A 19,496-nucleotide genomic window follows, 5' to 3' on the forward strand; every position below is an offset into this window, starting at 1 on the left:
TTATTACTAATACTTTGTAATTTTAATATATAATTTTTAAAAAATGTCAAAAAAGATCAAACGTATTGGTGTAATGACTTCCGGCGGAGATTCTCCTGGAATGAATGCCGCTATTAGAGCTGTTGTTAGAGCTTGTGCTTATTATGATACAGAATGTGTTGGATTCTATAGAGGATTTCAAGGAATGATTGAAGGAGATTATGAAATTTTAGATGCCCGAAGTGTTAGGAATATTATTACCCGTGGAGGAACCATCCTAAAATCTGCTAGATCAAAAGAATTTTTAACCCCAGAAGGAAGACAGAAAGCGGCAGATAATCTTATTGAAGCAGAAGTAGACGCTATGGTTCTAATTGGTGGTGATGGAACCTTTAGAGGAGGAAAGGTATTTAGTGAGGAACATAATATCTCTATTATTGGTGTTCCGGGAACTATAGATAATGACATTTATGGAACTCAATTTACGATTGGGTATGATACTGCATTAAATACAGTAGTTGAGGCTATTGATAAGATACGAGATACCGCAAGCTCTCACAATAGATTATTCTTTGTAGAAGTTATGGGGAGAGATGCCGGGTTTATAGCGTTAAATAGCGGAATTGGAGCAGGAGCCGAAGAAATTTTGATTCCTGAAGAAGATCTGGGATTAGAGCGATTATTAGATTCTTTAGAGCGAAGCAGAAGATCTGGAAAGACTTCGAGCATTGTAGTAGTTTCTGAAGGTGATAAAATTGGAAAAAACGTTTTTGAACTTGCAGAATATTTTAAGCAAAGCAATTTAGATTATGATGCAAAGGTTACCGTTTTGGGTCATATTCAAAGAGGAGGGAGCCCATCTTGTTTTGATAGAGTACTTGCAAGTAGATTATGCGTAAAAGCAGTAGAATTAATATTGGATGGGAAAAGTGATTTGATGGTTGGCTTGGTTAATAATAAAGTAGAATCTTGTAGTTTAGAAAAAGCTTTGAAAAGTAAACACGATATAAATAAAGAACTACTCAGAATTTCTGATATTTTATCTACTTAATTATGACAATAGCAATAATTGCCCATAATGGCAAGAAAGCAGAAATGGTACAATTCTTAAACGAAAACAAGAATGTGCATTACGTGCCAAAGGTTTAAATCTGGTAGCTACAGGAACCACCGGAGCTAAGGCGGAAGCTGCAGGTTTTGAAGTGGAAAAGTTGCTTTCCGGACCTATAGGAGGAGTTGCGCAAATAGCATCTAGAGTTGCAGAAGGGTAAATAGACATGGTGATCTTTTTTGGAGATCCATTAGATAAGCATCCTCATGAGGTTATGTGATGTTCATAATATACCTATTGCTACAAATCCTGCTGCAGTAACATTATTGTTAACGGCTATTTAACAGCAATAGCACTAATTTCTACATTTACAAATTTTGGTAAATTTGCTACTTCAACCGTTTCTCTGGCAGGAGCAGTTTCAGCATTAAAATAGTTGGCATAAACTTCGTTTATTTGAGCAAAATTATTCATGTCGCTTATAAAAATTGAAGTTTTAATCACATTGTCAAAGGTCATTCCTGCTTCGGTTAGAATAGCCTTCAAATTTTCCATGACTAAGGCAGTTTCTTCTTTAATGTTACCTAGCTTAAGTTCTCCTGTTTTAGGATCTAAAGCGATTTGCCCAGATGTATAAAGCATGTTTCCGGAAAGTACCGCTTGGTTATAAGGGCCAATAGGAGCAGGGGCATTAGAGGTATTAATTATCTTTTTCATAATATTATTTTTTGGTGTATGTAGCTATATTATTTTAAGATGAAGAATCACTATAATCTTCTATCCGGTTCACGTCGTTTATCATATTTAATATCGCTAAGAATAGAAGATTTAATTCCAATAAAGAAATACCAAGAGCTTCTTTCGCTAAAGGGAACCCAGTTAAAGCTCATTCTCCAACTATCTAAATCTCGTTGAAATCGTAACTGAGTATAAGTAAAGCCACCGTCTTTTATATCAAACCCGGAAGAACCTCCTACAACCCATTTTGGAGATAACTCAACATCTCCAGAAAACATGATGGAATGAGAAGTGATTTCGCTTTCTCTAGTCCTGTTACTATAAGTCATGGTATAAGCTAAAGTAAGGTTCCATGGAATATCATAATTGTACCAAGTGTTATTAGAAGATTCATCTCCATCTTTAGCAAATACATCCTCTTCTTCATCATAGAATCTACCATCTAGATCTGTTCCTTTTCCAAAAAGATCATCTGGTCTTCCACCATTTCTAAACGTATCATTCTCTTGTTTGTCCTTATTTTTAGTGTCCTTGTCAAAATCTGTACTTGCAAATGAATACCCAAAACTTACATTGGCAGAGGTAAATCTAAATAAACTACCTCCATTATTAATATTCAATTTGTCTATTCTACGGTTATTATTATCTAAAGCATATAGATCTAAATTTGCCGCCAAATTGATATCTAATTTGTTCTGAATTACCGGAATACTTCCTCTAAGCGCAATAGGAGATAATTTAAGCGAATCTCCAGCTAAATTGTAGGCAGTACTCATGCTAAAGTTATTTAATAGCGTGATCTTCTTAGGTTCTGTAGCAGTGCTATCTTTATCTCTTACTTTGGCCTCTAAGGTATTATTGATAGACAATCCTATAGAGCTAGAAAATTGTCTTCCCGGAGCACCATAAAGGGAACCTTGAAATCTTGAATAATCTACCACGCGTTCTGTAAGCGTTTGATCCTGCTCATCAAAAATGGTATATTGATCGTAATATTGATCAAATCCAGGATTGATATTGTAACTAATATTAGGTCTTATAACATGGCGTAGCGCCTGTATTTTACTATCCTTTTTAAAATTCACTTTTCCGTAAATAGTGGTACCAATTCCGGTGCTAAATCCATAGGTTCTATAAGAATCAAAACCAGAAACGGTATCTATAACTTCTCTTCTTAAATTTTGATCATAGGTTTTCTCATAAGTTTTGAAAACCCAATTTTCTTCATAATTAGCATTAGCACTAACACTTAGAAACTTAAATAGTTTAAAGTTTGTTGAAACGGGAATAGTGTGTTGAGCTCCAAAATTTGCGTCTTTAAACATTTCTGGTTTAAAGAATAAAGAGTCTGTGGTTACAAATCTATTCTCTCCTCTAAAGTTATATTGAAAGTTTATATTCTCAATCAATCCTTTTTTAGCACCTAATTTTGGTGCGAATGGATATACTCTAGAAACACTGGTTTGTACCGTAGGTAAAGTCATATTTATAACCTTGGTATTAGTATTCTGAGAATGTGTGGCTGTGGCGCTAAAATTAACTTGCGGCTCTCCCGGAAATGTCTTGGAGTAAGACACTGTAGAATTTAAAGAGTTATTTAAAAAGTTACCCGTATTAGCCTGATTAACAGATTCTCTATAGTAATCACTACTTCCAAGGTTTACAGAGGCAGAAAATCTCGAATTTGGGTTAGCTTTAGAATCTTGACTGTGGGACCATTGAATGTTATAATTTGTTCTCTGAGCAAAATCGGGAAAGCCGCGTTCACTATCTAATAAGTTCTCATACCTGAAGTTTAAATTTCCTCTAAAGCTGTAACGCTTAGCGTAACTAGATTGTAACCTCAGGCCGTAACTTCCGTTTGTATAATAATCTCCTAATGCTAAAAGATCTACATAATCACTTATAGCAAAATAATACCCCCCATTTTGAAGAAAATAACCGCGATTATTACTATTTCCAAAAGAGGGTAGAATAAAACCAGAGGTTTGCTCATCTGTTAATGGAAAATATGCAAAAGGTAATCCTAGAGGTGTTGGCACATCTGCTATATACATATTTACTAATCCTGTAACGATTTTTTTGTTTGGAACAAATTTTATTCGCCTAGCATAAAAATAGTAATCTGGATTTTCTTCGTTGGTAGAAGTAGTAAATTTTACATTCTTCATAAAGTAAACAGAATCATTCTCTCTTTTAGTGATTTCTCCTCTCACTTTAAAGGCACCTTCTTCTGTTCTAGTATTATAGATCAAGGCCTTTTCAGTATCAAAATTGAATCTGATAGAATCTGGCTTTACTGTATTTTGAGCCTGAGTAAAAACTGGAAGTTGAGAATAGGTACCTGTAGAATCTGGTATACCGTAAGCATAAATTTCTTTCTTTTCGTTGTCTAAAATGATCATACCAGCAGTTATTACCATGTCATCGTAGGTAATTTGTGCATTATCATAAAGATACATTCTATTCTCTTTTACGCTTAAGCGCATATAATCTTCAGCTGAGTAGTTTACGATATCAGTTAATAGTGCAGGAGCTTTTTTAACAGTATCGGTTTTTATAGTGTCTTGTTGAATGATTTGGCCGGCAATTGAAAGAGAATCACTTACTGTTACAACGTTATCTCTATCTTTTTCAAGAATAATATTACCACCTGGTTTAATTTCTTGCGCCAATGAGTATATTGGAGCTAAGAGCAAAAAAACACAAGAAAAAAGTATATAATGTGAGTATGTTCGCAATGCTTTAAGTGCTATTTTTGTAAAGAATGGCTTGCTTTTTGAATATCCAAAATTACATATATTTTTTAAGCTTCCTTTTCGGAATACAAAAAAAGACAGAATAAAATAATAAGCCTAATTCTATCGTTACTATTTTTATGAAAAATAACCTACTTACATTTATTGCAATACTCTTTATTTCAACCTTATTAGTTGCATTTACACCTATTTCTAATACCAAACCTAAACCAAAATTTGTTGTGGTTTTAGACGCTGGTCATGGTGGAAAAGACCCTGGAAATAGGGGGGGAGGTTTTAATGAGAAAGATATAGCCCTAAGTATTGTCCTTAAGGTGGGAAAAGAACTGGAGAAAAATGATAACATTAAAGTTATTTATACCAGAAGTAATGATGTTTTTATTGAGTTAGATAAGCGGGCAGATATAGCTAATGATGCTAAAGCAGATTTATTTGTATCTGTGCACTGTAATGCTCATAATTCCCAGGCTTACGGTACCGAAACTTTTGTACTTGGATTACACCGTAACCAGGCTAACTTTGAAGTTGCTAAGCGAGAGAACTCTGTGATCTTTCTAGAAGAGGATTATGATATTACCTATGATGGTTTTGATCCTAATTCTCCAGAGTCTTATATAGGTATGCAGATAATGCAGGAAGAATATCTAGATCAAAGTATATTATTGGCAGATTATGTACAGAAGAAATTTACCAAAGAACTAAGAAGAAATGATAGAGGTGTAAAACAGGCTGGATTCTTAGTTCTGCGCCAAACCTATATGCCAAGTGTACTTATTGAAACCGGATTTCTTACCAATAGGGAAGAAGGACCTTTTTTAAATAGTTCTAACGGGCAGTCTAAAATGGCAGATGCTATTGTAGATGCTATCAAAGACTATAGCGGAAGTATAAACATGGCTGCTTTAGATAATTTAGAATCTAATGCTCCCGTTGCAGTAACAACTGTAGATGCTCCTACAGCTTTTGAAGACGCTTTTGAGGGAATTACCTTTAAAGTACAACTTGCTGCTAGTTCTAAGAAGTTAGAACCAAAATCTTCTAATTTTAAGGGCTTAAAACCTGTATTTAGAGAAGAAGAAGGTAAATTCTATAAATATTATTACGGGGCTACTTCAAGTTATAATCAAATTCAAGATCTTCAGAAAAAGGCAAAATCTAAAGGTTATAAGTCTTGTTATGTGGTTGCATTCAAGGATGGTAAGAAGATTACCGTTAATGAGGCGTTAAAAAGCCAAGGCAAATAGCAGTACTTTCCTATATTTATTTCTAAATTTGCAATCATTCTAAAAAATAGAACTTTTGAAATATACTAAAGAGGTTAAAACTGGCATCCTGGCCATTGTTGCTATAGTAATATTAATATTTGGATATAGTTTTCTTAAAGGTAAAAATCTCTTAGATTCAAGCCGGAAATTTTATGCTGTGTATGCAGATGTAGAAGGATTATCTCCATCTTCTGCAGTTACTATTAATGGTTTAAAGGTTGGGAAGATAAATACAATAGATTTCTTAAATGAAAGTGGTCTCTTATTAGTAACCTTTAGCGTGGATAGTGATTTTAGATTTTCTAAGAACAGTCTGGCTCAAATATATGGAGGTGGGCTTATTGGAGGTAAGTCTTTAGCTATTGTTCCTGAATATGAACGAGGCCAAATGGCTCAAACAGGGGATACATTGCCAAGTGATATTGAAGAAGGAATCATGGAATTGGTAAATGAGCGCCTAACACCCTTACAGGTAAAAGTAGAGAGAACAATAGTTAGTGCAGACTCTATGGTTACTGCATTAAACCAGGTGTTGAATCCACAAACTCGTAACAACATAAAAGCAACTTTTGATGATCTTGCTTTAACAGTAGCTTCTTTTAAAGCTACTGCTCAATCTTTGAATGGTATTGTAGATGGTAATTCTCAAAAATTAGATCATACATTTACCAATTTAGATGAAATGTCTACAAACTTCAATAAGTTTTCTGATAGTCTTTCTCAAATTGATCTAAGTGGTATGGGAAGAGATCTTGAGAAAGTTATAGCAGATTTTGAAGAGATCTCTAATAATTTGAGTAGCGGAAAAGGAACTGCAGGTAAATTGCTTACAGATGATAGGGTTTATGATAATCTAGACCGTGCTACCAAACAAATGGAACAACTACTACAGGATATCAAATTAAATCCTAAAAGATATGTTCACTTCTCAGTTTTCGGAAAATCTCCGGGATCGTATGATAAGCCAAAAGATTCTTTAAAATAGAGATTATGCAAATTATTACTCAGATTGTTTTTTTAATTGGACTTGTTGCCGGAATCCTTTTTTTTGCCAGAAATATTCGGAGGGTTATTCGAAATATAAAACTTGGAAAAAAGATAGATAGAAACGATCAACCAGGAGAGCGTTTTGCGAAAATGGCAAGAATTGCACTAGGGCAATCTAAAATGGTTAAAAAGCCAATTTCTGGTTTCTTGCATATTATAGTTTACTTAGGATTTATAATTATTAATATAGAAGTTCTCGAAATCGTTATAGATGGTGTATTTGGAACTCATAGAATTCTCTCCTTCCTTGGTGGAGGATATAATTTCTTAATAGGTACTTTTGAAATTTTGGCATTCTTAGTATTTGTTGGTGTAATCATCTTTTGGATAAGAAGAAATAGCTTAAATATTTATAGATTTTTAAGTAGAGAATTAAAAGGGTGGCCAAAAAATGATGCTAACTATATCTTATACTTTGAAATGGTCCTAATGATACTTTTCATCGTTATGAATGGTGCAGACTATCAATTACAATTGAACGGAGCGGCTCATTATGCACAAGAATCTGGAATTGTAGGTTCTTTTCCTATCAGTCAATACTTAAGTCCTTGGTTTGAAAATTTTAGTACAGATACTCTTATAATAGTTGAAAGAGCAGCATGGTGGTTACATATAGTTGGAATTCTTTTCTTTTTGAATTATTTATATTATTCTAAGCATTTACATATTCTATTAGCATTTCCTAACGTATACTTTTCCAAACTTGCTCCTAAAGGGGAGATGGATAATCTCGAAGCTGTTACTAATGAAGTTAAGCTAATGATGGATCCAGATGCAGATCCTTATGCTATGCCAGAGGAAGGTACAGAAGAGGAGCCAGCAAAATTTGGAGCTTCCGATGTGATGGACCTCAATCAGGTTCAATTATTAAATTCATATACCTGTACAGAATGTGGTAGATGCACAGAGCAATGTCCTGCAAACCAAACCGGGAAAAAGCTTTCACCAAGAAAGATCATGATGGACACCAGAGATAGACTAGAAGAAGTTGGTGAGATCATTAACACTAAAGGGAAGTTTAAAGATGACGGAAAACAACTTTTAGATAATTATATCCTCAGAGAAGAGTTATGGGCTTGTACTACTTGTAATGCCTGCGTAGAGGCTTGTCCAATAGGTATTGATCCACTTTCTATTATTTTAGATATGCGACGTTATTTAGTAATGGAAGAAAGTGCTGCGCCTAATGAATTGGCAATTGCATTACAGAACATTGAAAATAATGGTGCTCCATGGCCTTACAATCAAATGGATAGATTGAATTGGGCAAATGAAAAATAAATAGGTTAAATTAATTATTTAGTTGATCTTCCCAATTTGCTAAATATCAATCTTTTGATAGTATTTACTATCAATTTTATTTTCACAAAATTAAGAATTCTAAGTAAAGTTTATAAAAATGTCAGAAGCAATTAAAGTTCCAACAATGGCTGAGTATATGGCAGAAGGTAAGAAACCCGAAGTATTATTTTGGGTAGGATGTGCCGGAAGTTTTGATGATCGTGCTAAAAAGATCACCAAAGCTTTTGTCAAATTATTACATGAATCTAAAGTAGATTTTGCTGTTTTGGGAACAGAAGAAAGTTGTACAGGGGATCCTGCTAAACGTGCTGGGAATGAATTCTTATTTCAAATGCAAGCAGCAACTAATATTGAAGTTCTTAATGGATATGAAATTAAGAAAGTTGTTACCGCTTGTCCACACTGTTTTAATACGTTGAAAAACGAGTATCCGGCATTAGGTGGTAATTACGAAGTAATGCACCATACCACTTTCTTAAAGTCTTTACTGGAAGAAGGTAGATTAAAGGTAGAAGGAGGAAAATTTAAAGGAAAGCGTATTACTTTTCACGACCCATGTTATTTAGGTAGAGCAAACAATGTTTATGAAGCTCCACGAGATTTATTGCGAAAGCTGGAAGTGGAACTGGTAGAAATGAGAAAGTGCAAGAGCAATGGATTGTGCTGCGGAGCTGGTGGAGGACAGATGTTCAAAGAACCAGAGCCAGGAAATAAGGATGTAAATGTGGAGCGTACAGAGCAGGCTATGGAAGTTAAGCCGGAAATTATAGCAGCTGGATGTCCATTTTGTAATACTATGATGACAGATGGTGTTAAAAATAAGAATCAAGAAGATAAGATTGAAGTAATGGATGTTGCAGAGATGATAGCAAATGCTCAAGATCTATAATAGGTATTCAAACTTTTAAAATATAATATCAACTAAAACCTTGAGACCAAGTCTTGAGGTTTTTATTTTGTAAAAAGTATCGTAGGTAATGTCTAATTTTAACAGGTATTAGGTGTTAATAAGAAGAATTTACTTGTACTAAATTTGAAGCTAATCTTATAATCAAGTAGCTTTGTAAAAATATAATCTCAAAAAAAATGTTAGTACCTTTTAAGGAATTATCAGATTCATCTAGAGTGTGGATCTACCAGGCAAATAGATCATTCTCTGAGCAAGAGCTTCAGGAAATTACAACCAAGTTAGAAGATTTTATTTCTCAGTGGACGGCACATGGTGCTAATCTTAAAGCTTCCTTTGAAATTAGATATAAAAGATTTATCATCCTAGCTTTAGATCAGGAGTTAAATGCTGCCACCGGTTGTTCTATAGATGCATCTGTTCATTTTATTCAAAAATTAGAACAAGATTACAGTGTAGATCTTTTAGATAAGATGAATGTGAGCTATAAGCAAGGAGAACATGTGGCTTATAAGAATTTGATCGATTTCAGAAAGATGGCAAAAGATAAAGCTGTTTCTCCAAATACCATCGTATTTAATAATCTTGTAACTAATAAATCTGAATATCTAACAGATTGGGAAGTCCCTGCTTCAGAAAGCTGGCATAATCGCTTTTTAAAATAGAGAGTTTGTATGAAGCCCCTACAGACATCTCTCATTTTAATTTTATTCTTCACTTTTTCCATATCAATCTTTGCTCAACAGGATCCATTATTAACTAAGGATGTGTTGCAACAAAAGGCATGGGTGGATAGTGTATATAACAAAATGAACCTTCAGGAAAGAATAGGTCAATTATTTATGGTTGATGTTTTTTCTAACCAGTCTCGAAAAGAGACAGAGAAGATTAAAGATCTAATAAGAGATCACCATATTGGTGGGGTCTTGTTTTCTAAGGGAGGGCCCTTGCAGCAAGCAAAATTAAATAATGAATTTCAAGAATTGGCGAATGTACCTTTGCTCATTGGTATGGACGCAGAATGGGGTTTAGCAATGCGCCTAGATTCTACCTTTGCCTTGCCGTGGAACATGACACTTGGAGCTGTAAAAGACCTTAAACTTATTGAGAAGGCTGGTGCAGCCATATCACGTCATACCAAGAGATTAGGGGTTCATATAAACTTCGCGCCAGATGTAGATGTTAATACCAATCCCAAAAATCCAATTATTGGAAATAGATCTTTTGGAGAAGATAGAGAAGAAGTATCTAAGAGAGCTATTGCTTTTATGAATGGGATGCAAAGTATGGGTGCACTTACCTGCGCTAAGCATTTTCCGGGTCACGGAGATACTCAAAAAGATTCTCATAAAACTTTGCCTACTATATCTTTTAGCAAAGAGAGGATAGATAGTATTGAGCTATATCCTTTCCGAAAAATTATTGATAGAGGGGTTAATAGCATTATGATTGCTCATTTAGATGTTCCTGCACTAGATCCAGAAAAAGACGTGCCCTCTTCGCTATCTAAACCCATAGTGACAGAGCTTCTTCAGAATAAAATGAATTTCAAAGGCTTGATCTTTACGGATGCTCTTAACATGAAAGGGGCTTCAAATTTTAAAAATCCAGGTGAAATTGATCTAGCAGCTTTTATGGCAGGGAATGATGTTCTTACTATGTCTGAAGATGTTCCTAAAGCTTCTATTAAAATATTTGATGCTTTTAATAATGGAAAAATAACAGATACCCGCTTAGCATATTCTGTAAAAAAGATTCTTTCAGCCAAATATCAGGCAGGACTTGCACACTATACTGCAGTAGATACTACTAACCTAATTAACGATCTAAATACTGTAGATGATAAGGCTCTTTACGAAGAGCTTATAGAAAATGCTATCACCATCGTTAAAAATGATTCAGGAATTCTCCCTATTAAAGATCTAGAGACTAAAAAGATAGCTTACGTTAATTTTGGAGATTCAGAAAGTACTCCATTTCTGCATCAACTTTCACGATACACTAAGGTAGATTGGGTTAAGGCAGAAAATTTAGACGAATTACAAGAGAAATTAAAAGCGTATAATTTAGTGATCATTGGTTTCCATAAATCTGATGCGTCGCCTTGGGCACGCTACAAATTTAGTAGTGAAGAGGAGCGGTATATAGACGAAATAGCTAGAAGTAATCATACAATACTAGATGTTTTTGCCAGACCTTATGCTTTAACAGACCTTAGATCTACTAGCAATCTTGAAGGTATTGTTATGAGCTATCAAAATAGTGAAGCTTCACAACAAAAATCTGCTCAGATTATCTTTGGGGCATTAGAAGCTAAAGGGAAGTTACCGGTAAGCTTAGGGGATAATTTTCCTGTTGGAACAGGGTATCAAACCAAGAGTTTAGAAAGATTGGCTTACGGCATGCCACAATCTGTAGGTATGAATTATGAGAAACTTCAGAAAATAGACTCTCTTATAACTTTGGCTTTAGATAGTAAAATGACTCCAGGGTTACAGGTAATAGTTGCTAGGAAAGGAAAGATTATTTATGAAAGAAATGCTGGTTATCACACTTACGATAAGACATTTCCAGTTACTGATACCTCTGTTTACGATCTTGCATCTTTAACCAAGATTCTCGCTTCGCTGCCTCTAATCATGCAATTAGAAGAGCAAAAAGTTATTAGCTTCGATTCTAAACTTGGAGATCTTATTCCATTTTTTAAAGGATCTAATAAAGCAAAGATCAGATTACAGGATATGCTCATGCATTACGCAAAATTAAAAGCCTGGTTGCCTTTTTACGTAGGAACTTTAGATAGCAAAACAAAAAGGCTCTCTACTTCATTTTATCGTGATGAAAAGAGAGAAGGATTTGGACTTAGAGTGGCAGAGAATATGTTTATTAGAGATAATATTAGAGATACCATTCTAGCAGAAATTAGAGATAGTAAACTAGAGCCTAAGCTGGGATACAAGTATAGTGATCTCCCTTTTTATTTAATGAAGTATTATTTGGAAGGTCATTTTAAATCTTCTTTAGCTTATATAACTCAAGAATATATATATCAACCGTTGGGCGCAAATTTTACAACTTACTTGCCTTTAGATAAATTTAATCCAGATCAAATTGTACCTACAGAGTATGATAATCTATGGAGAAAACAACTGGTTCATGGCTATGTTCATGATCAGGGCGCTGCAATGCAGGGAGGTATTGGTGGACATGCAGGATTATTTAGTACCGCTAATGATGTTGCTAAGATTATGCAAATGTATTTGAATCATGGTTTCTATGGAGGCAAGAGATATATAGGAGCCGAAACCATAGAAAAATTTAATACCTGCTATTATTGCGATAAAAATGTAAGGCGAGGTGTAGGTTTCGACAAACCACAACTTGGAAAGTCCGGCCCTACATGTGGTTGTGCTTCGGTTTCTAGTTTTGGTCACAGCGGTTTCACCGGAACTTTTGCCTGGGTAGATCCAGAGACAGAGATCTTATATGTGTTTTTATCTAATAGGGTAAATCCTGATGTTAATAATCGTAAATTGATAAGAGAAGATATTAGGTCTAAGATCCAGGAAGTTATTTATGAATCTATTGAGAATTAATTTATGAAAATAGGGATTGTTTGCTATCCTACCTTTGGTGGTAGTGGTGTTGTTGCCACAGAACTTGGAATGGCATTGTCTAAAAGAGGGCATTCTATTCATTTTATAACCTACAAACAACCTGTTAGATTAGAACAGCTTAATAGGAATATACATTTTCACGAAGTAACTGTACCAGAGTATCCTTTATTTCATTTCCAACCTTACGAACTTGCGCTTAGTAGTAAATTAGTGAATATGGTAAAACTTCATGAGATTGATGTTTTACATGTACATTATGCCATCCCACATGCTTACGCAGGATATATGGCTAAAAAGATGTTGGAAGAAGAAGGAATTTCACTTCCAATGGTTACTACTTTGCATGGTACAGATATTACTTTGGTAGGAAATCATCCTTTTTATAAACCTGCGGTTACATTTAGTATAAATCATAGTGATGTAGTAACCTCCGTTTCTGAAAGTCTTAAGAAGGATACTTTAAATCTTTTCAAGATCACCAAGGATATCGATGTGGTTCCAAATTTTATTGATACTTCTAAATTTCGAAAAGGCTTTACAGATTGTCAACGTCATTTAATGGCAGATGAAGACGAGCGAATAATTTCTCATGTTAGTAATTTTAGAGCTGTAAAAAGAATAGGAGATGTAATTCGAATTTTTGATGTTATTCAAAAAAGTGTAAAATCTAAACTGATCATGGTGGGTGCCGGTCCTGAAAAGGAAATGGCAGAAGCTTTAGTTGCCAAATTAGGACTTCAGGAGAAGGTAGTATTCCTTGGAGAAAGTAATGAGATAGATAAGATTTTATGCTTCTCAGACCTGTTTCTATTACCTTCAGAAAAAGAGAGCTTTGGGTTGGCTGCTTTAGAGGCTATGGTAAACGGTGTTCCTGTAATTTCCACCAATAGTGGTGGAATCCCAGAAGTAAATATTCACGGAGTTTCTGGATACCTTGCAGAAATTGGTGATGTACAGGCTATGGGAGATTTTGGGGTAAAGATTCTTGAAGATAATGATACCCTTAAAAGATTTAAAGAAAATGCTTTAGAACAAGCAAAAACTTTTGATATTGATATTGTTGTGCCGCAATATGAAGCACTATATGAAAAGGCATTGGCAGAAATAAAAAAAGCGTAAAATTTAATTTACGCTTTTAATTTATTTTGTTGTTTTTTAGAATTGGTATCTAACTCCAACCGCGATATCTGGTGATAATTTATCGATATCATCGTTATCATTAATAAACCCAACTTCTGGTCTAAAGTCTAAAGAAAGCAAAAGTGGAATATCAAAGTTATATTCTATACCTATGTTACCTGCTAAGAATACAAAAGTTTCATCTTTATACCTGTAATCTCTTTTATCATAGTAGCGATCGTCTTTAGCGCTAATATTTCCAATACCACCACCGGCACCTGCATACCAATTAAAACCACCATCAATGTTCCATACCCATTGGTACAATGCCGCTAGTTTTACAGAGTTATATCTAGAATCGTCATTTCTCCATCCAAGATCAAACTCTAATCTATTATTGTCTCCTCCAATAGCACGTTGATAAGAAACTTCTGCTCCATATCCATTTCCACCACCAATTCTAAGACCTAGTGCATTCTCAGAAATTGTTTGTGCGTTAGAAGTTGTACCTAATCCTATGGCAAACAATGCTAATAAAAATACTTTTTTCATATCTGATTTATTTAATTTGTAAAAGCAAATTTAATTGTAAAATTGAAATGCAGACACCCCATTAAGCCAATGTATTGTTAATAATCATTAATGATCTGTTAAGCAAAATTCGGCTAAATTCGTACTTTTAGAGTCAATATGAAAGCAACATTAGAAGAGTTAGGATTATCTATTGAAGGGGAATTACTTCAGGATAAATTACATAGAAGCATATATGCAACAGATGCCTCTGTATATAGAGAATTACCTTTAGGAGTATGTTATCCAAGATCTGAAGCAGATATAAAAACCATCATTAACTTTGCTCGAAATAATAACATAGGTTTAATTCCTAGAACGGCTGGAACATCGCTAGCAGGACAATGTGTAGGTAGCGGTCTGGTAGTAGATGTTTCTAAATATCTTACTAAGATAATAGCTATTGATGCTGAAAAAAGAACCGCTATTGTTCAACCCGGGGTAATTAGAGACGATCTTAACAGACAACTTCTGAAATATGGTTTGTTTTTCGGTCCTAATACTTCTACTTCCAATAGGTGCATGATAGGAGGGATGGTTGGCAACAACTCTAGCGGAACTACTTCAATAAGATATGGTACCACCAGAGATAAGGTCTTGAGTTTAAAGACTATTTTAAGCGATAGTTCTACCGCAGAGTTTTCAAATCTTTCCGCAGAAAATTTTAGGCAGAAATTAAATGGTGATCTTTTGGAAAATAAAATTTACAGTTCTATTTATCACCTTTTATCTCCAGAGACCGTTCAGGAAGAAATAAAACGAGAATTTCCACAAGAAGCTATACACAGAAGAAATACGGGATATGCTATAGACGAATTAATTAGAACTGAACCTTTCTCTAGTGGTAAAGAGAATTTTGACCTTTGTAAGTTATTGTCAGGTAGCGAAGGAACATTGGCCTTTACTACAGAGATCACTTTGCAATTAGATGTGCTTCCACCAACACATGCTGCCATGGTTGCCGCGCACTTTACAAGTATTGAGAACTGTATGCTTGCAGTAGTACCGTCTATGAAAAGCCCATTATTCACTTGTGAAATGATGGATAAAGTGATCTTAGATTGCACCAATGAAAATTTAAAATATAAAGAGAATCGTTTTTTTATTGAAGGAGATCCTAAAGCAATTTTAATGCTGGAACTTCGTGCAGAGACTGAAGAAGACTTGCAAAATAAGATCAAAATCTTGCTTAACAGATTAAGGGAATCTAATTTAACCTATGCTTTACCCGTTTTAACGGGAGATCAAATAGAGCTCGCATTAGAACTTAGAAAAGCAGGCTTAGGATTGTTAGGTAATATGGTTGGAGATAGAAAGGCGGTAGCATGTATAGAAGATACCGCTGTAGCTATTCCAGATCTTGCCAACTATATTCTTGAGTTTACACAAATAATGAAAAATTATGGGCAGGAAGCTGTGTACTATGCCCATGCTGGTGCCGGTGAATTGCATTTAAGACCTATACTTAATTTAAAGATAGAACAAGATGTAGTGCTTTTTAGAAAGATCACAAAAGATGTTGCTACTTTAGTGAAGAAATATAAGGGTTCTATGAGTGGAGAGCATGGAGATGGGAGGCTTCGGGCAGAATTTATTGAAATGATGGTGGGGTCTAAAAACTATCAACTCTTAATAGAAATCAAGCATATTTTTGACCCTGAAAACATTTTTAATCCCGGAAAAATTGTAGACGCTCCTGCAATGGATACTTCGCTGAGATATGTACCTAATAGAATTGAGCCTAACGTTTCTACTATAATGAATTTTGAAGATTCTGAAGGTATATTAAGACTTGCAGAAAAATGCAATGGGAGTGGAGATTGTAGAAAATCTGTAGAAGCGGGTGGAACTATGTGCCCAAGCTACAGAGCGACTAAGGATGAAAAAGATACTACGCGAGCTAGAGCAAATGCCTTAAGAGAATTTCTAACAAATTCTGACAAGCCTAATAAATTTGACTATAAAGAGCTAAAAGAAGTTTTTGATCTTTGTATAAGTTGTAAAGGCTGTAAAAGCGAATGTCCTTCTAATTTAGATGTTGCTGCATTAAAAGCAGAATTTCAATTTCAATATCAAAAAGCTAATGGAAGATCTTTTAGAAGTAAGGCATTTGCTAATAATGCGAGCATGAACCAACTAGCTTCAAAAGTTCCAAAAATCTCTAATTTTTTATTTACAAATAATATTACCTCAGGGATTGCAAAAAAGGTAATGGGAGTTGCTAAACAAAGAACCTTACCTAAACTTTCTAAACAAACTTTGACAAACTATTATAAGGAAAATAAAGACAGGCTTATTGTTACAAATCCCATTAAAACGGTTTATCTCTTTACTGATGAATTTACGAATTACTTAGATGCTACCATTGGGATTGATGCCATAGAATTATTATTCAAGCTAAAGTATCAAGTCAAAATTATAGCTCATTCAGAAAGTGGAAGAAGTCATATTTCTAAAGGATTTTTAGAGGAAGCCAAAGAGTTGGCAAACAAAAATATAACTATCTTCAAGGATCTTATTTCTGTAGATACGCCACTTATAGGAATAGAACCATCTGCTATCTTAACTTTTAGGGATGAATATCTAAGATTGGGGGATGATAAAGCTTCAGCTATACAACTTTCAAAGAATTGTTTTCTAATAGAAGAATTTCTAAAGAAAGAAATGGCTTTAGGGAATATTGATGTTTCCGCTTTTACTTCAGAATCTAAAAAGGTTAAGATACACGCGCATTGTCATCAAAAAGCATTATCTAATTCTGCCGTTACTTTTGATGTTCTTAATTTTCCAAAGAATTATATGGTAACCATTATTTCATCAGGTTGTTGTGGGATGGCAGGTTCTTTTGGTTATGAACAAGAGCATTATGAGATTAGTATGAATATAGGAAATCAAAGTTTATTTCCCGCAGTTAGAAAAAGCGATTTAGACACCATTATTGCCGCTAATGGAACAAGTTGTCGTCATCAAATCTTTGATGGGACCAAAAGAATTGCAAAACATCCAATAACAATTCTTAGAGAATCTTTAGCTTAGATTTTTCATTAGGTAAGAGACCTCAAATTTAGTTCTGAGGTCTCACTTTATTTAGAATGGTTATTGCTGTAATGAGATCTAAAATTCGCTCCATTGGCGCAGTCTCGATTTCCTTTTTAGTCAGGGTATTTTCATCAAATTTGTTCAATTCCCATCGTTTATTATTATACTCTAGAGTAGTTAAATTCTCTATCCATTTACCAGAATTAAGATAAAGACAAGTACCATATATATTAGTTTTTCTTATGATCTTTGGTTGATGAGTATGACCAGAGATTACATATTTATATTCATTTTCTATGGCAAGATCTGATACTCTTTTTTCGAAAAGTTGAATATCTTTAATATTAAGTTCCAGATTGTTCTTATTTTTTTTAGACTTGGAGAATTTTCTCTTCTCAGATGTAATCAAATTCCAATTAAAGAGTTTATTGATTTTCAGAATAACATTATAGCTCCATACATCAATATTTGCAAGCCACTTAGAATATAGAAAAGAAAAATCTAGAACATCACCGTTAAAGAACCACGCTAATTTTCCGTCCAGATCCAGAACAAGTTTATCTACTACAACAAAATTTCCAAGTTTCAGTCCGCTAAATTGCATCTCATTATGACTGCCGGTAATATAGATCACTTCGGTTCCATTATTGCTTAACTTAATGATCTTGTTTATCACTTCTAAATGATCTTTTGGAATATGGCTTTTTATAAATTGCAAGCGCTCCATAAAATCACCTATTAGAATAAGCTTTTTCGGCTGTATAGAATTAAGGTAATGCAATAGTCCTTTTGCATTGCATCCTAGAACACCCAGATGTATATCTGAGATTACTACGAGTTCAATATCTCTTCTCTTTTGCAATTTCGAATTAATTATATCTCAAAGAAACCTTATTAATCTTTTAATTGGATTAGGCATTTTTTAAAGTATTCTTATCAAAAGATTAATTAATGATTAGTTTGTTAAGAGAATATTAATAGGGAATAGACTTTTAAATATGTAGTTAAAAAATTACATTTGTTCAAAATCGATTTTATGGCCGGAAATACTTTCGGAAAGCTTTTTAAATTAACCACTTTTGGAGAATCACATGGCGCTGCCATTGGTGGAATAATTGATGGTTGTCCTGCAGGAATAAAAATAAATCTTGAGAAAGTTCAGCAAGATCTTAATAAGAGAAAACCGGGGCAATCTGCAATTGTAACTCAAAGAAAAGAACCAGATACAGTTGAATTCTATTCAGGGATATTTGAGGGACAAACTACTGGAACTCCTATTGGCTTTGTGATTAAAAATGCAAATCAAAAATCTAAAGACTACTCTCATATAAAAGATACGTACAGACCCTCCCATGCAGATTATACATATGATGAGAAATATGGAATTAGAGATTATAGAGGTGGTGGCCGTTCTTCTGCACGCGAAACAGCTAGTAGAGTTGTAGGTGGTGCCATAGCCAAGCAAGTAATACCTAATATCTCATTTCACGCTTTTACAAGTTCTGTGGGAAATATAAGCTTAGATAAAAATTTAGAGACTATAGATCTTAATTTAATAGAGTCTAACCCTGTAAGATGTCCAGATACGGCTGTTGCACAGCGTATGGAAGATTATATTAAAGACATAAGAAGTCAGGGAGATACCGTTGGCGGTACGGTGCAGTGCGTTATAAAAAATGTTCCTAAGGGTCTTGGAGAACCTGTATTTGATAAGTTACATGCAGAACTAGGAAAAGCAATGCTTTCTATTAATGCGGTTAAAGGCTTTGAATACGGAAGTGGATTTGAAGGTACCAAGATGAAAGGAAGTGAACATAATGATCTTTTCAATTCTGATGGCAGCACAACTACAAATTTGAGCGGTGGCATTCAGGGAGGAATCTCTAATGGTATGGATATTTATTTTACCGTAGCATTTAAACCTGTGGCTACCATCATGCAAAAACAACCAACCATTAATTCTCAAGGTCTGCAAGTTGAAATGCAGGGAAAAGGCAGGCATGACCCTTGTGTGGTACCACGAGCGGTACCTATAGTAGATGCTATGGCTGCGTTAGTAATAGCCGATTTCTATTTACAAAACAAAATTTCAAAAATATAATT

Annotated in this window: 14 protein-coding genes and 1 pseudogene; 11 read left to right on the plus strand and 4 right to left on the minus strand. The window is 34.4% G+C overall.

Annotated features, from left to right (window positions below; genetic code table 11):
* The first annotated feature begins 43 nt into the window (after window positions 1-43).
* Window positions 44-1,030: a 6-phosphofructokinase gene (pfkA, locus tag P163_RS14350; protein ID WP_034892715.1), complete on the plus strand. Its 987-nt coding sequence runs from the start codon at window positions 44-46 to the stop codon at window positions 1,028-1,030.
* Window positions 1,031-1,032: 2 nt separating this feature from the next.
* A pseudogene (locus P163_RS18625) lies at window positions 1,033-1,374 on the plus strand (methylglyoxal synthase).
* On the opposite strand, the gene P163_RS14360 reads toward P163_RS18625, so the two are convergent.
* The gene (locus P163_RS14360) at window positions 1,367-1,747 is read right to left on the minus strand and encodes a RidA family protein (RefSeq protein WP_034892721.1); all 381 of its coding nucleotides are present in this window, start codon (window positions 1,745-1,747) and stop codon (window positions 1,367-1,369) included. The pseudogene P163_RS18625 and the gene P163_RS14360 overlap by 8 nt on opposite strands.
* Before the next feature lie 50 nt (window positions 1,748-1,797).
* Window positions 1,798-4,452, minus strand: coding sequence for a putative LPS assembly protein LptD (locus P163_RS14365; protein ID WP_034894424.1), 2,655 nt, complete (start codon window positions 4,450-4,452; stop codon window positions 1,798-1,800).
* A gap of 194 nt (window positions 4,453-4,646) precedes the next feature.
* Between P163_RS14365 and P163_RS14370 the strand changes: the two genes are divergently transcribed.
* The 7 genes from P163_RS14370 to bshA all read left to right on the plus strand — a co-directional run bounded on the left by P163_RS14370 (window position 4,647) and on the right by bshA (window position 13,784).
* Window positions 4,647-5,771 (plus strand): N-acetylmuramoyl-L-alanine amidase, encoded by a 1,125-nt coding sequence (locus P163_RS14370; RefSeq protein WP_034892724.1) that lies wholly within the window; start codon window positions 4,647-4,649, stop codon window positions 5,769-5,771.
* A 55-nt stretch (window positions 5,772-5,826) separates the two neighbouring features.
* A complete protein-coding gene (locus P163_RS14375; RefSeq protein ID WP_034892727.1) occupies window positions 5,827-6,777 on the plus strand; it encodes an MlaD family protein in 951 nt (316 codons plus the stop codon).
* 5 nt (window positions 6,778-6,782) lie between these two features.
* Window positions 6,783-8,120, plus strand: a complete 1,338-nt coding sequence (locus P163_RS14380; RefSeq protein ID WP_034892730.1) for a 4Fe-4S dicluster domain-containing protein — start codon at window positions 6,783-6,785, stop codon at window positions 8,118-8,120.
* A gap of 118 nt (window positions 8,121-8,238) precedes the next feature.
* Window positions 8,239-9,030 carry a (Fe-S)-binding protein gene (locus P163_RS14385; RefSeq protein WP_034892733.1) on the plus strand — a complete coding sequence of 264 codons (792 nt, stop codon included), beginning with the start codon at window positions 8,239-8,241 and terminating at the stop codon, window positions 9,028-9,030.
* A 197-nt stretch (window positions 9,031-9,227) separates the two neighbouring features.
* Window positions 9,228-9,713, plus strand: coding sequence for a hypothetical protein (locus P163_RS14390; protein ID WP_034892736.1), 486 nt, complete (start codon window positions 9,228-9,230; stop codon window positions 9,711-9,713).
* A gap of 9 nt (window positions 9,714-9,722) precedes the next feature.
* Window positions 9,723-12,644 carry a glycoside hydrolase family 3 N-terminal domain-containing protein gene (locus tag P163_RS14395; protein ID WP_034892739.1) on the plus strand — a complete coding sequence of 974 codons (2,922 nt, stop codon included), beginning with the start codon at window positions 9,723-9,725 and terminating at the stop codon, window positions 12,642-12,644.
* 3 nt (window positions 12,645-12,647) lie between these two features.
* Window positions 12,648-13,784, plus strand: a complete 1,137-nt coding sequence (bshA, locus tag P163_RS14400) for an N-acetyl-alpha-D-glucosaminyl L-malate synthase BshA (RefSeq protein ID WP_034892742.1) — start codon at window positions 12,648-12,650, stop codon at window positions 13,782-13,784.
* A 36-nt stretch (window positions 13,785-13,820) separates the two neighbouring features.
* Here bshA and P163_RS14405 read toward each other — a convergent pair whose 3' ends face one another.
* On the minus strand, window positions 13,821-14,336 hold the full coding sequence (locus P163_RS14405) for a hypothetical protein (RefSeq protein WP_034892745.1): 516 nt from the start codon (window positions 14,334-14,336) through the stop codon (window positions 13,821-13,823).
* A gap of 138 nt (window positions 14,337-14,474) precedes the next feature.
* Here P163_RS14405 and P163_RS14410 point away from each other — a divergent pair, with 138 nt between their 5' ends.
* Complete coding sequence (locus tag P163_RS14410) at window positions 14,475-17,390, plus strand: FAD-binding and (Fe-S)-binding domain-containing protein (RefSeq protein ID WP_034892748.1); 2,916 nt, start codon at window positions 14,475-14,477, stop codon at window positions 17,388-17,390.
* 28 nt (window positions 17,391-17,418) lie between these two features.
* Here P163_RS14410 and P163_RS14415 read toward each other — a convergent pair whose 3' ends face one another.
* Entirely contained in the window at window positions 17,419-18,255 is an 837-nt protein-coding gene (locus tag P163_RS14415; protein WP_034892751.1) for a UDP-2,3-diacylglucosamine diphosphatase, read from the minus strand.
* Window positions 18,256-18,429: 174 nt separating this feature from the next.
* Here P163_RS14415 and aroC point away from each other — a divergent pair, with 174 nt between their 5' ends.
* Complete coding sequence (aroC, locus tag P163_RS14420) at window positions 18,430-19,494, plus strand: chorismate synthase (RefSeq protein ID WP_034892754.1); 1,065 nt, start codon at window positions 18,430-18,432, stop codon at window positions 19,492-19,494.
* Window positions 19,495-19,496: the final 2 nt, after the last annotated feature.

Origin of the sequence: Gillisia sp. Hel_I_29 (assembly GCF_000744275.1) — a bacterium.
In the GTDB taxonomy this organism is placed as follows: Bacteria; Bacteroidota; Bacteroidia; order Flavobacteriales; family Flavobacteriaceae; genus Gillisia.

What these genes read in the sequence shown, in the direction of transcription:
- P163_RS14405 (WP_034892745.1), bottom strand. Translation starts at nt 14,336, where the DNA reads ATGAAAAAAGTATTTTTATTAGCATTGTTTGCCATAGGATTAGGTACA.
- aroC (WP_034892754.1), top strand. Translation starts at nt 18,430, where the DNA reads ATGGCCGGAAATACTTTCGGAAAGCTTTTTAAATTAACCACTTTTGGA.
- P163_RS14360 (WP_034892721.1), bottom strand. Translation starts at nt 1,747, where the DNA reads ATGAAAAAGATAATTAATACCTCTAATGCCCCTGCTCCTATTGGCCCT.
- P163_RS14380 (WP_034892730.1), top strand. Translation starts at nt 6,783, where the DNA reads ATGCAAATTATTACTCAGATTGTTTTTTTAATTGGACTTGTTGCCGGA.
- P163_RS14395 (WP_034892739.1), top strand. Translation starts at nt 9,723, where the DNA reads ATGAAGCCCCTACAGACATCTCTCATTTTAATTTTATTCTTCACTTTT.
- P163_RS14410 (WP_034892748.1), top strand. Translation starts at nt 14,475, where the DNA reads ATGAAAGCAACATTAGAAGAGTTAGGATTATCTATTGAAGGGGAATTA.
- bshA (WP_034892742.1), top strand. Translation starts at nt 12,648, where the DNA reads ATGAAAATAGGGATTGTTTGCTATCCTACCTTTGGTGGTAGTGGTGTT.
- P163_RS14385 (WP_034892733.1), top strand. Translation starts at nt 8,239, where the DNA reads ATGTCAGAAGCAATTAAAGTTCCAACAATGGCTGAGTATATGGCAGAA.
- pfkA (WP_034892715.1), top strand. Translation starts at nt 44, where the DNA reads ATGTCAAAAAAGATCAAACGTATTGGTGTAATGACTTCCGGCGGAGAT.
- P163_RS14370 (WP_034892724.1), top strand. Translation starts at nt 4,647, where the DNA reads ATGAAAAATAACCTACTTACATTTATTGCAATACTCTTTATTTCAACC.
- P163_RS14390 (WP_034892736.1), top strand. Translation starts at nt 9,228, where the DNA reads ATGTTAGTACCTTTTAAGGAATTATCAGATTCATCTAGAGTGTGGATC.